The sequence below is a fragment of the Verrucomicrobiaceae bacterium genome (assembly GCA_016713035.1).
Lineage (GTDB): Bacteria > Verrucomicrobiota > Verrucomicrobiia > Verrucomicrobiales > Verrucomicrobiaceae > Prosthecobacter.
The window spans coordinates 59897-73128 of record JADJPW010000007.1 but is presented as its reverse complement, the minus strand read 5'-3'; the positions used below and the strand labels follow the sequence as shown (position 1 = coordinate 73128).

Genomic DNA, 13232 nt, shown 5'->3' with positions numbered 1-13232 from the left:
TTTTCATGCTGGCATCGGCTGCGCCTTCCGTGCACAATCCGGGCCATGAAAACAGTACTGCCACCAGTTCTGGAAACCAAGCTCGCTGACTTCCGCCGCAGGGTCTGGATCGTGAAGCTCCTCGAAGGCGTGCTCGCCGGACTCGCCGGCCTGCTTGTTTCTTGGTTGCTGCTATTTGTGCTCGATCGCGTCATCGACACGCCGGTTTGGCTACGCTGGACGCTGATGCTCGCCGGTGTGGCAGTGCCGGGTCTGGGACTGCCGCTGAAATGGCACCGCTGGGTCTGGCGTCAGCGCCGCCTGGAGGACGCGGCGCGGCTGCTGCGTCACAAATTCCCACGCCTCGGCGATCAGCTCCTGGGCATCGTCGAGCTATCACGGCATGAGGATGCCTCACGCAGCGAGCGGCTGGTGCAGGCCGCCATGGATCAGGCCGCTGAGGCCGTGCGGGACAAGGACTTCTCTCACGCCGTGCCAGAGGCGCGGCATGCCTTCTGGGGCCGGGCGCTGGCGGGTGCAGCGGTGCTCGTGGCGGCTGCCGCTTTTGGCGTGCCGGAGGCTGCGTGGAATGCGGCGCAGCGCTGGGCCATGCCGTGGCGTGACATCGCACGCTTCACCTTTGCACGCATCCAGCCCTTGCCGCAGCGCCTCGTCATCCCACTGTCCGAGCCGGCGCGGCTAAAGGTGACTCTCGATCCCAGCACTCGCTGGTCGCCAGAGCAGGCACGCGCTCATCTCGATGGCCAACCCGCCATCCGCGCAGCATTGAAAGACGGCTCCTACTCACTGCCCCTGCCACCGCTGAAGCAGGACACGGAACTCAGCCTCTCCCTCGGCGATGTGCGTGAGACGCTGCGCATCGAGCCAAAGCCTAGACCCGAGCTGACGACACTGGCCGTCCGCACCCGACTGCCTGCTTATTTAAAGTATCAAACAGAGCCCGTCACCGAGGTGCGTGGCGGCACGGTCAGCGTGCTCCGTGGTGCTCAAGCCGCCTTGGAGGCCACCGCCAGCCGTGAGCTGGCCACCGCAGAGCTCGATGGCGCCGCGCAGCACGTCTCTGGAGAAAAAGTGACCACCACTTTCAGTGAGATCACCGCAGACGCAGAGAAAAAGGTCACCTGGCGTGATCGCGATGGCCTAGAGCCGCGTGAGCCACTGGTGCTGCGTCTGCACGCCGTGGCGGATGAGGCGCCGCGTCTCTCCGCTCGTCGCGAAACGCCGGAGATGGTCGTCTTGGACCATGAAGTCGTCGCCTTTGAGCTCGATGCGGAAGATGACTTCGGAGTGAGTCGCGTGGGTCTGGAGTGGCACGGTGTAGAGGGCTCCAAAACAGCCGGTGAAAAAATCGCCGCCGCTGGTCAGCCAGAGAAGCGCTCCCTCGCCGCCAAAGCCACCTTCAGCGCCACACGCGATGGCGTGGAGCCGCAGATGATCGAAATCCGTGCCTGGGCAGAGGATTATCTGCCTGGCCGGAAACGCAGCTACACCTCGGCCTTCCAGCTCCAAGTGCTCAATAAGACAGATCATGCTCTGTGGCTCACCGAGCAGTTCGGCAAATGGCTGGAATCCGCCCGCGAGACCTATGAGCGCGAGCAGCAACTCCACGCCACCAATCGCGAGCTGCGGCAGATGAGCCCCACGGATCTGGACCGGCCGGAAAACCGCCGCAAGATCGCCCAACAGTCCAGCGCAGAGAACGCCAACGCCACACGGCTCACTGCGCTGAATCAAAGTGGTCGCAGCCTCGTGCAACAGGCCACCCGCAATGATGAATTCGATGCCAAACGGCTCGAATCCTGGGCCACGATGCTGAAGGCTCTGCAAGACATCTCGGACAAGCGCATGCCGAGTGTGGCCGATTTATTGAAGCAGAGTGCCGGAGCAAAAAATGGCGACACAAAGGCCTCCAGCGCATCACCGCAGGCCCCTCAAGCGACCAAAAACAGCGAAACTGCCAAATCGACTCCCGCAGGCCAAAACAGCCCCTCAAAGCCCTCTGCGCCACAAATCGCCAATGGCCCCGAATCGCCCAAAAGTGGCTCAGCTAGCTCCAAGGCCTCTGACAAGCCGCAGACCAAAGAAAACATGCCCAGCATCACCGACCGTGAAGGCAGCATGAGCAAGCCCGCAGAGGCCAAAAAGGACCCCAATGCCGCTCCCGCAGCACCGAAGCCCAGCGTGATGAAATTACCCACCACACAGATGGCCGCTGCGGCACCGAAAGAGGATGGCAAAGCCCCGCAGGCCGCACCACCACCGCAAACACCCGCCCAGGAAAAAATGGACGAGGCTCTCAACGAGCAAAAACTGCTCCTCGCCGAATTTGCCCGTGTTTCGGACGAGCTCGCGGCAGTGCTCGCGAGCCTGGAGGCCAGCACTTTTGTCAAACGGCTCAAAAAAGCCTCACGCGACCAAATGGTGGCCGCCAAAGACCTCAATACGAAGACCTTGGTCGCCTTCGGCCTGGAGAAGCAACCCGTCAGCGATGCTGCACAGATCGCTGGGCATGAAAAGAAGCAGAGTGAGATGGTGCGTCTCATTCAGAGTGATCTGGAGGCTTACTACGCCCGCAAACCGGAGATGCACTTCAAGACCGTCATCGCCCAAATGAAGGACACGCAGGTGGTGAAGGCTCTGCACAAGCTCGGTGAGCAAGCCGAGGTGAACCTGAGTGGCAGCAGCATGGTGGGCGCAGAGTTCTGGGCCGATACACTGGACCGCTGGGCTGAGGAGATGGTGGCCGCTAGCCAGTGCAAAGCATGCAGCTCATGCAGCGCCGAGAGCCTGCCGCCAGAGATCGTACTGAAGGTGATGAAAGCCCTGCGCGATGAAATGCATCTGCGGGATGAAACACGCGAGGTCGAAAACGCTCGCCCTGCACTCGAAGCCAAATCGTTCGCCAAGCAGTCAGCGGATCTAGCCTCGAAGCAATTTGGCATCGGACTGAATGTGCGCGGTGCCTTGGATGACATCCTGCACTTGCCCAATGGGAATGAGAAGTTCGGCAAAGAGCTGAAGCTGCTCTCTGCGGTGATTCAGGTGATGCAGGAGGCCGGCGGCATCCTGGACAAGCCGGATACGGGTGCGCCCGCCATCGCCGCAGAGACGGAAGCCATCGAGCTGCTGCTCCAAGCCAAAAGGCCCAATCCTAAAGGCGGTGGTGGTGGCGGTGGCAGCCCTGGCGGTGGCGGCGGCTCTGCCACGACGAGTGTGGCCGCTTTGGCCGAGCTGGGTGACGCGGATGACTCCGCTACAAAGGTGGAGGCCCGCCCAGTCGGTCAATCCACCGGCAAAGCAGGCCGCGAGCTGCCAGAAGAATTCAAAACAGGCCTGGATAGTTACTTCAACAAGTTGGAGTCGAAGTAGTCTGCTTAAAACCAAGAGCGGGAAGGCTTACGGTTTCCAGTTCAGAGCGGTGTCACGGACGATGAAGAGTCCGTGGAAGGGCTTCATGAGCGGGGCTGCGAGGGTGTTCTCACTCTGCGGTGTCCACTGCGGAGCGGTCTCGGAGGATTGGAGGAAGAAGCTGCTGTAGCCCGCGAGCTCAGAGGTGATGTCGCCATTCCAGATGCGGAGGCGGTCTGCTGAATCGGCGGTAGGACCGCTAAGCAGGCCGGTCGTGGGCACTGGGGCTGCGATGGGTAGGCCTGGGGCGATGAGCTGTGTGCCCGCAGTGAGCGGGATGCTGTGTGTGGCAGTGGCGGCACGCACTTCACCCGTGAGGACGACGGTGATGGGCTGCTCACCACGCACGGTGACGAGGACTGCCTCATGTGGGTGAAGGATGCGGTCGATGCTCCAGCCAGATGCGGTCAGCGGGATGGTGGCAAAAGCTCCTGCATCGAGGAAGCGAACGGTATCGCTAGCTGCGGTGAATCGCTCTGCTGGCAGCAGTGAGGTGAGATGCTGGTGGGCACGGATGGCGATGCGGGCACTGGTGAGCGTGGCTGGCGCGGAGGTCTGGAGGGTGACGTGAGTGGCATCGACGTGACCGATTTCCAAGCGGAGGCCAGCGTGGGTGCCATTGAGGACTTCGAGATAATGCGGGCCAGAGATGGCTCCGAGTGCGGAAGTGAGTGTGACGCTATCTGCGGTGATGTCTGCGGTGCCGATGTAGGCCGCAGCGTTGAGGAGCGGCATGCTGAAGGTGCGTGTGCCTGGGGTGAATGCCTGGCGTGTCCAAGCCTGTGCAGCACTGTGCGTGGTGGACTCTGGTGTGCCGTCTTTATCCGCATCGAGGTCGATACGCAGGCGGAGGAAGCCGAGTGCCGTGGTGGAATCTGCGTCGATGGCGGCGTAGCGGCGTGTGACGGTGCCGTCTTGATTGAAGAGAGCAGCAGCAGGCAGCGCGAGAGTCTTCCAAGCCGCATCATCAAGGATGGAGGCGGCCTCTAGTGTGACGCGGATGTCCTCACGTCCATCCACAGGGCGAGTGACGATGGCGTCGATAGCATCGGTCGTCGTATTGTGCTCCAAGCTGAAGTGGGTGGTGATGAGACTACTGCGTGGATCGGTGCCGAGGGCGTATTCGAGGAGGTTCGAGGCACTATCGGCGTCCGCATCGGCCTCTGCGCCGCTGATTTGATTTTCAGCGCTCCAGGAAGCGAAGGTGATGGCGGTGGTGGAAGATGTCGATTCGACTTCCTCAGGCATTTCAGCCGCAGGCGTGGTCTGTGGCTCGAAAGCGGGTAGCGCGAGTGTATTGGCGATGCTGATGGCATTCGCGAAGCCGGTGCCGCTGCCATTGATGAAGCCGAGGTCGCGAGTGAGATCGACGCGGGTGTCGGTGGCGTCATCGGTGCTGGCCTCAAAGCCTGCTTCATTGACGCCTGCGGGGCAAAGCGTGGGTCGCAGGCTGATGATGCCCGTGCTGGCACCCGTGGTGGCTGGTGTGGCGGCAGCGAGGAGGTCCTGACCCGTGGTATCATCTCCAGCGACGATGCTGCTCATCGGGACGTAGCCCTCCAGCGGCATGCTGGCGGCGAACTGTGAGGATGGAATGTGCAGGAAGTAATTGCCCGGATTGAGCCCGGTGATGAGATAGCGGCCTTTATTATCAGTGAAGGCGACGCCAGCAGGTGTGGTGACACCGACGGTGCTACCCTGTGTGTAGATGAAGACGAGGACGCCTTCGAGGCCCTCATTCACATCGAGGTTGCCATCGCCATTGAAGTCAAAGAAGACGACGTTGCCGACGGAGACGCTGTTCCAGAAGCCGAAGTCGAGAGTGGCGTTCGTGTCGGTATTGGTTGTGCCTGCGGCATTGGTTTCTGCGCCGATGGCGAGATTGATGATGGGGCTGAAGACGGGTGTACCTGGGCCGCCGGGCTGACTGCCGTCGTTGTTGTTATTGACGTTGTTGTCCGTGGTGGCGGGTGTGCCGCTGGTTTCGGCGTAGTCGGCAGGTTGTGTGACTTTGATGAAGTAGTTGCCAGGGGTGATGTTTGTGAAGCTGTAAGCCCCCGTCGATGTGGTGACGAAGTTTGAGCCTATCTGGGTATCTGCATTGGCCGCGCTGCCGCCGATGGCATTGTCCGCACCGGGACTCCAGAGCTGCACGGTGGCTCCTGCGATGCCAGGCTCGCCGGCATCGAGAGTGCCATTGTCGTTGCTGTCTTCAAAGATGGTGTCGCCGATGGTGAGGCCACGGACATTGATGGTGTAGAGCTGGCTACCCTGGCAGCCACCACTGTCGGTGACATTGACCGTGAAGGTGACGCTGGTGGCGATGGCGGTAGGAGTGCCCTGGAGCTGTCCGGTGCTGGTGATACTGAGCCATGCCGGTGCGCCGCTGAGTGAGTAAGTGTATGGAGAGGTGCCATTGGTGACAGCCGCACTCGTGCTGCCAATGGTGCTGTAATTCACCCCGACGACGGCGTCTGGCATGCTGGCCGGCAGATTGAGCACGGGGCAGACGCGGAAGCTGACGATCTTGATATGGGCACAGGCAGCAAAGGGAGCCACTAAATTCGCCCGTGCGCTGAGGCTGTAGAGCCCTGGAGCCACAGCGCTGGTCACACTAAGCTTGCCATCGGCGCTGTTGATGCTGAACCCAGCAGGCGGTGACAGCAAAGACCAAGTCACGCCGACACCATTGCTGGTGGTGGCACTGAAGCCTGTTGTTTGTGTGTAGGCGGTGCCCGCAGTGCTCTGTAATGCTGCGCCGTCGGTGATGACGAATGTGGGGCAGACTGGAGCGATGCTGTAAGCAAAGGAAGCACTAGGGCAGCCATTGGCATCGGTGGCAATGAGGGTGATCGTGCGGCCTGTGGTCTGCGTAGGTGCTCCTGACAGAGTAGCCGTCGTGCTCGTGACAGCGGATGTGAAGGTCATGCCACTGGGTGCCGGGCCCGTAAAAGACCAAGTGTAAGGCCCGACTCCGCCGCTGGCGGTGAAGGTGATGGTGGTGTTCGTGCCGATGACGGGTGCAGCAGGGCTAGCCACACTCGGCGTGATGGTAATGATCGGACAAACGCGGAAGGAGACAGCTTTGGTCTGAGAACAAGTGGTATAAGGTGCGACGAGCGTCGCACGCACAGTGAGTGAGTAGACTCCTGCGGCTACGGCCGAGGTCACACTGACTTTGCCATCGGTACTGTTGATGCTGAAGCCGGCGGGTGGGCTGTCGATGCTCCATGTTTTGCCGATGCCATTGCTGACGGTGGCGCTGAACCCTGTCGCTTGCGTGTAAGCGGTGCCAGTGGTGCTCTGCATGGCCACGCCGTCCGTGATGGTGATTGTCGGACAGGCGGGTGTGATGGTGTAGCTCGGCGAGATGCCGAAGCAGCCATTGGCATCGGTGGCGCGGATGGTGAACGTGGCTGCGGTGGTGGTGTTGGGTGTGCCACTGAGCACTCCTGCCGCTGTCAGTGTGGCCCAGGTTGGCAATGCGCCGCTGTTCAGCGTGTAAGTGATCGGTGTGGCGGCGCTTCCGCTCTGGGTGACGCTTTGGCTGTAAACCGTGCCCACCGTGGCGCTGGTGCTCGGCAGTGTGACGGTCATCACTGGGCAAACGCGCAGCGATCCAGGCAGTGAGCCCGAGCAAGTTGGATAGCTCGCACTCGTCGCCACGATGTTGAAGCTATTGTGCAGGCCTGCGGGTGTCGCGGCGGTGGTGGAGAGTTGTCCAGTGCTGCTATTGATGGTGAGTCCTGTCGGAATGGTGCCGGTAAGCGACCAAGTAAAGGTGCCGCTGATGCCCGAGGCACTCGCACCTGTGGTTTGTGTGCTGGCGGTGCCAAATACGGGCTGGAACGCCGATCCGGCAGTGACAGTGATCGTTGGGCAAGCTGGCGTAATCGTGTAGCTCGGTGAGATGCCGAAGCAGCCGTTCGCATCGGTAGCGCGGATGGTGAATGTGGCGGCGGTGGTGTTGTTTGGCGTGCCACTGAGCACTCCTGCGGCGGTCAATGTGGCCCATGTTGGTAATGAACCGCTGTTCAGCGTGTAAGTGATCGGCGTGGCCGCGCTTCCGCTCTGGGTGACGCTTTGGCTGTAAACCGTGCCCACCGTGGCGCTGGTGCTCGGCAATGTGACGGTCATCACTGGGCAAACACGGAGCGATCCAGGCAGTGAGCCCGAGCAAGTTGGATAGCTCGCACTCGTCGCCACGATGTTGAAGCTGTTGTGCAGGCCTGCGGGTGTCGCGGCAGTGGTGGAGAGTTGTCCAGTGCTACTGTTGACGGTGAGTCCTGTCGGAATGGTGCCGGTAAGTGTCCAAGTGAAGGTGCCACTGATGCCCGAGGCACTCGCACCTGTGGTTTGCGTGCTGGCAGTGCCAAACACGGGCAGGAAGGCTGAGCCTGCTGTCACGGTGATCGTCGGACAGGCGGGTGTGATGGTGTAACTCGGCGAGATGCCGAAACAGCCATTGGCATCGGTGGCGCGGATGGTGAACGTGGCTGCGGTGGTATTGTTGGGTGTGCCACTGAGCACTCCTGCGGCGGTCAGTGTCGCCCAGGTTGGCAACGAACCGCTGTTCAGCGTGTAGGTGATCGGCGTGGCCGCGCTTCCGCTCTGGGTGACGCTTTGGCTGTAAACCGTGCCCACCGTGGCGCTGGTGCTCGGCAGTGTGACGGTCATCACTGGGCAAACGCGCAGCGATCCAGACAATGAGCCCGAGCAGGTCGGATAGCTCGCACTGGTAGCCACGATGTTGAAGCTATTGTGCAGGCCTGCGGGTGTCGCGGCGGTGGTGACGAGTTGACCGGAACCATTGATGGTGAGTCCCGTCGGGATCGTACCAGTGAGTGACCAAGTGAAGGTGCCACTGATGCCCGAGGCACTCGCACCTGTGGTTTGCGTGCTAGCGGTGCCAAATACGGGCTGGAACGCCGATCCAGCCGTGACCGTGATCGTTGGGCAAGCTGGCGTAATCGTGTAGCTCGGCGAGATGCCGAAGCAGCCATTCGCATCGGTAGCGCGGATGGTGAATGTGGCGGCGGTGGTGTTGTTTGGCGTGCCACTGAGCACTCCTGCGGCGGTCAATGTGGCCCATGTTGGTAATGAACCGCTGTTCAGCGTGTAAGTGATCGGCGTGGCGGCGCTTCCGCTCTGGGTGACGCTTTGGCTGTAAACCGTGCCCACCGTGGCGCTGGTGTTCGGCAGTGTGACGGTCATCACTGGGCAAACGCGCAGCGATCCAGGCAGTGAGCCCGAGCAAGTTGGATAGCTCGCACTCGTCGCCACGATGTTGAAGCTGCTGTGCAGGCCTGCGGGTGTCGCGGCAGTGGTGGAGAGTTGTCCAGTGCTACTGTTGACGGTGAGTCCTGTCGGAATGGTGCCGGTAAGTGTCCAAGTGAAGGTGCCACTGATGCCCGAGGCACTCGCACCTGTGGTTTGCGTGCTGGCAGTGCCAAACACGGGCAGGAAGGCTGAGCCTGCTGTCACGGTGATCGTCGGACAGGCGGGTGTGATGGTGTAACTCGGCGAGATGCCGAAACAGCCATTGGCATCGGTGGCGCGGATGGTGAACGTGGCTGCGGTGGTATTGTTGGGTGTGCCACTGAGCACTCCTGCGGCGGTCAGTGTCGCCCAGGTTGGCAACGAACCGCTGTTCAGCGTGTAGGTGATCGGCGTGGCCGCGCTTCCGCTCTGGGTGACGCTTTGGCTGTAAACCGTGCCCACCGTGGCGCTGGTGCTCGGCAATGTGACGGTCATCACTGGGCAAACACGCAGCGATCCAGACAATGAGCCCGAGCAGGTCGGATAGCTCGCACTGGTAGCCACGATGTTGAAGCTATTGTGCAGGCCTGCGGGTGTCGCGGCGGTGGTGACGAGTTGACCGGAACCATTGATGGTGAGTCCCGTCGGGATCGTACCAGTGAGTGACCAAGTGAAGGTGCCACTGATACCCGAGGCACTCGCACCTGTGGTTTGCGTGCTAGCGGTGCCAAATACGGGCTGGAACGCCGATCCAGCCGTGACCGTGATCGTTGGGCAAGCTGGCGTAATCGTGTAGCTCGGCGAGATGCCGAAGCAGCCATTCGCATCGGTAGCGCGGATGGTGAACGTGGCTGCGGTGGTATTGTTGGGCGTGCCACTGAGCACTCCTGCCGCTGTCAGTGTCGCCCAGGTTGGTAATGCGCCGCTGTTCAACGTGTAAGTGATCGGCGTGGCGGCGCTTCCGCTCTGGGTGACGCTTTGGCTGTAAACCGTGCCCACCGTGGCGCTGGTGTTCGGCAGTGTGACGGTCATCACTGGGCAAACGCGCAGCGATCCAGGCAGTGAGCCCGAGCAAGTTGGATAGCTCGCACTCGTCGCCACGATGTTGAAGCTGCTGTGCAGGCCTGCGGGTGTCGCGGTGGTGGTGACGAGTTGACCGGAACCATTGATGGTGAGTCCCGTCGGGATCGTACCAGTGAGTGACCAAGTGAAGGTGCCACTGATGCCCGAGGCACTCGCACCTGTGGTTTGCGTGCTAGCGGTGCCAAATACGGGCTGGAACGCTGATCCGGCAGTCACGGTGATCGTTGGGCAGACAACTGTCACCGACCGAGTAATGCTACCCGTGCAGCCATTGGCGTCTGTCGCATTGATGGTGAAGCTGGCAGATGCAGCACTAGCAGTCGGTGTACCGCTCAACTGGCCGCTGTTGTTGATCGAAAGCCACGCAGGAGCACCACTGAGGCTGTATAGACTAATGGATGTGTTACTCGTCGCCGTAATGGTCGTTCCCGCCGTCAGGTTGTAATTCGATCCCACCGTAGCGTTCGGCAGCGATGCAGGAGTCCAGGTGAAGACGGGGCAAACACGGAAGTTGACTGCCTTGTTCTGTACACAGGCGGTGTAAGGAGCAACCATCGTCGCACGGACCGTCAGCGCATGGAGTCCTGCAGCCACTGCGGAGGTCACACTCACTTTCCCATCCGCACTATTGATGCTGAATCCAGCTGGCGGTGTCACCAGGCTCCATGTGACGCCTATTCCATTGCTCACCGAGGCACTGAACCCTGTCGTCTGCGTGTAAGCTGTCCCCGTTGTGCTCTGCATCGCGACTCCATCAGTGATCGTGATCGTCGGGCACACTGGAGCGATGCTGTAAGCAAAGGAAGCACTAGGGCAGCCATTGGCATCGGTGGCAATGAGGGTGATCGTGCGGCCTGTGGTCTGCGTGGCCGCTCCACCCAGAGTAGAGGTCGTGCTGGTGGCCGCTGGGGTGTAGGTCATGCCACTGGGTGCCGGGCCCGTAAATGACCAAGTGTAAGGCCCGACTCCGCCGCTGGCGGTGAAGGTGATCGTGGTGTTTGTGCCGATGACGGGTGCAGCAGGGCTAGCCACACTCGGCGTGATGGTGATGATCGGACACACGCGGAACGAGACAGCTTTGGTCTGAGAACAAGTGGTATAAGGTGCGACGAGCGTCGCACGCACAGTGAGTGAGTAGAGCCCAGCGGCTACGGCCGAGGTCACACTGATTTTGCCATCGGTACTGTTGATGCTGAAGCCGGCGGGTGGGCTGTCGATGCTCCATGTTTTGCCGATGCCATTGCTGACGGTGGCGCTGAACCCTGTCGCTTGCGTGTAAGCGGTGCCAGTGGTGCTCTGCATGGCCACGCCGTCCGTGATGGTGATTGTCGGACAGGCGGGTGTGATGGTGTAGCTCGGCGAGATGCCGAAGCAGCCATTGGCATCGGTGGCGCGGATGGTGAATGTGGCGGCGGTGGTGTTGTTTGGCGTGCCACTGAGCACTCCTGCGGCGGTCAATGTGGCCCATGTTGGTAATGAACCGCTGTTCAGCGTGTAAGTGATCGGCGTGGCGGCGCTTCCGCTCTGGGTGACGCTTTGGCTGTAAACCGTGCCCACCGTGGCGCTGGTGTTCGGCAGTGTGACGGTCATCACTGGGCAAACGCGCAGCGATCCAGGCAGTGAGCCCGAGCAAGTTGGATAGCTCGCACTCGTCGCCACGATGTTGAAGCTGCTGTGCAGGCCTGCGGGTGTCGCGGCAGTGGTGGAGAGTTGACCGAACCATTGATGGTGAGTCCCGTCGGGATCATGCCAGTGAGTGACCAAGTGAAGGTGCCACTGATACCCGAGGCACTCGCACCTGTGGTTTGCGTGCTAGCGGTGCCAAATACGGGCTGGAACGCCGATCCAGCCGTGACCGTGATCGTTGGGCAGGCGGGTGTGATGGTGTAACTCGGCGAGATGCCGAAACAGCCATTGGCATCGGTGGCGCGGATGGTGAACGTGGCTGCGGTGGTGTTGTTTGGCGTGCCACTGAGCACTCCTGCGGCGGTCAATGTGGCCCATGTTGGTAATGAACCGCTGTTCAGCGTGTAAGTGATCGGCGTGGCGGCGCTTCCGCTCTGGGTGACGCTTTGGCTGTAAACCGTGCCCACCGTGGCGCTGGTGTTCGGCAGTGTGACGGTCATCACTGGGCAAACGCGCAGCGATCCAGGCAGTGAGCCCGAGCAAGTTGGATAGCTCGCACTCGTCGCCACGATGTTGAAGCTGCTGTGCAGGCCTGCGGGTGTCGCGGCAGTGGTGGAGAGTTGACCGGAACCATTGATGGTGAGTCCCGTCGGGATCGTACCAGTGAGTGACCAAGTGAAGGTGCCACTGATACCCGAGGCACTCGCACCTGTGGTTTGCGTGCTAGCGGTGCCAAATACGGGCTGGAACGCCGATCCAGCCGTGACCGTGATCGTTGGGCAAGCTGGCGTAATCGTGTAGCTCGGCGAGATGCCGAAGCAGCCATTGGCATCGGTGGCGCGGATGGTGAACGTGGCTGCGGTGGTGGTGTTGGGTGTGCCACTGAGCACTCCTGCCGCTGTCAGTGTGGCCCAGGTTGGCAATGCGCCGCTGTTCAGCGTGTAAGTGATCGGTGTGGCGGCGCTTCCGCTCTGGGTGACGCTTTGGCTGTAAACCGTGCCCACCGTGGCGCTGGTGCTCGGCAGTGTGACGGTCATCACTGGGCAAACGCGCAGCGATCCAGGCAGTGAGCCCGAGCAAGTTGGATAGCTCGCACTCGTCGCCACGATGTTGAAGCTATTGTGCAGGCCTGCGGGTGTCGCGGCGGTGGTGGAGAGTTGTCCAGTGCTGCTATTGATGGTGAGTCCTGTCGGAATGGTGCCGGTAAGCGACCAAGTAAAGGTGCCGCTGATGCCCGAGGCACTCGCACCTGTGGTTTGTGTGCTGGCGGTGCCAAATACGGGCTGGAACGCTGATCCGGCAGTGACAGTGATCGTTGGGCAAGCTGGCGTAATCGTGTAGCTCGGTGAGATGCCGAAGCAGCCGTTCGCATCGGTAGCGCGGATGGTGAATGTGGCGGCGGTGGTGTTGTTTGGCGTGCCACTGAGCACTCCTGCGGCGGTCAGTGTCGCCCAGGTTGGCAACGAACCGCTGTTCAGCGTGTAGGTGATCGGCGTGGCCGCGCTTCCGCTCTGGGTGACGCTTTGGCTGTAAACCGTGCCCACCGTGGCGCTGGTGCTCGGCAGTGTGACGGTCATCACTGGGCAAATACGGAGCGATCCAGGCAGTGAGCCCGAGCAAGTTGGATAGCTCGCACTCGTCGCCACGATGTTGAAGCTGCTGTGCAGGCCTGCGGGTGTCGCGGCAGTGGTGGAGAGTTGACCGGAACCATTGATGGTGAGTCCCGTCGGGATCGTGCGCCCGTGGCTGCATTAAGCGATGCCCATGTGGGCAACGAACCGCTGGTCACTGAGTAAGAATAGGGACCCGTGCCACCACTTGCGGCCGTGCTGCCACTATAAGGAGAACCTACCGTA

At 61.3% G+C, this 13232-nt stretch carries 3 protein-coding genes and 9 pseudogenes; 1 reads left to right on the top strand and 11 read right to left on the bottom strand.

Annotated features, from left to right (window positions below):
* Positions 1 to 45: 45 nt before the first annotated feature.
* Positions 46 to 3369 (top strand): hypothetical protein, encoded by a 3324-nt coding sequence (locus IPK32_19685; protein MBK8094118.1) that lies wholly within the window; start codon positions 46 to 48, stop codon positions 3367 to 3369.
* Positions 3370 to 3396: 27 nt separating this feature from the next.
* On the opposite strand, the gene IPK32_19680 is transcribed toward IPK32_19685, so the two are convergent.
* The 11 genes and pseudogenes from IPK32_19680 to IPK32_19630 form a co-directional block, all read right to left on the bottom strand.
* On the bottom strand, positions 3397 to 5445 hold the full coding sequence (locus tag IPK32_19680) for a hypothetical protein (protein ID MBK8094117.1): 2049 nt from the start codon (positions 5443 to 5445) through the stop codon (positions 3397 to 3399).
* A 240-nt stretch (positions 5446 to 5685) separates the two neighbouring features.
* Positions 5686 to 6717 (bottom strand): annotated as a pseudogene (locus IPK32_19675) (putative Ig domain-containing protein).
* Between the two features lie 72 nt (positions 6718 to 6789).
* Positions 6790 to 7005 (bottom strand): annotated as a pseudogene (locus IPK32_19670) (putative Ig domain-containing protein).
* A gap of 324 nt (positions 7006 to 7329) precedes the next feature.
* Positions 7330 to 7545, bottom strand: a pseudogene (locus IPK32_19665) (putative Ig domain-containing protein).
* A gap of 324 nt (positions 7546 to 7869) precedes the next feature.
* Positions 7870 to 8085 (bottom strand): annotated as a pseudogene (locus IPK32_19660) (putative Ig domain-containing protein).
* 321 nt (positions 8086 to 8406) lie between these two features.
* A pseudogene (locus tag IPK32_19655) lies at positions 8407 to 8622 on the bottom strand (putative Ig domain-containing protein).
* Between the two features lie 324 nt (positions 8623 to 8946).
* A pseudogene (locus tag IPK32_19650) lies at positions 8947 to 9162 on the bottom strand (putative Ig domain-containing protein).
* Positions 9163 to 9483: 321 nt separating this feature from the next.
* Positions 9484 to 9699 (bottom strand): annotated as a pseudogene (locus IPK32_19645) (putative Ig domain-containing protein).
* A 318-nt stretch (positions 9700 to 10017) separates the two neighbouring features.
* Positions 10018 to 11052, bottom strand: a pseudogene (locus tag IPK32_19640) (putative Ig domain-containing protein).
* A gap of 72 nt (positions 11053 to 11124) precedes the next feature.
* Positions 11125 to 11340 (bottom strand): annotated as a pseudogene (locus tag IPK32_19635) (putative Ig domain-containing protein).
* On the bottom strand, positions 11340 to 12953 hold the full coding sequence (locus tag IPK32_19630; GenBank protein MBK8094116.1) for a putative Ig domain-containing protein: 1614 nt from the start codon (positions 12951 to 12953) through the stop codon (positions 11340 to 11342). Before IPK32_19630 ends, IPK32_19635 begins: the two are co-directional and overlap by 1 nt.
* Between the last annotated feature and the right edge of the window lie 279 nt (positions 12954 to 13232).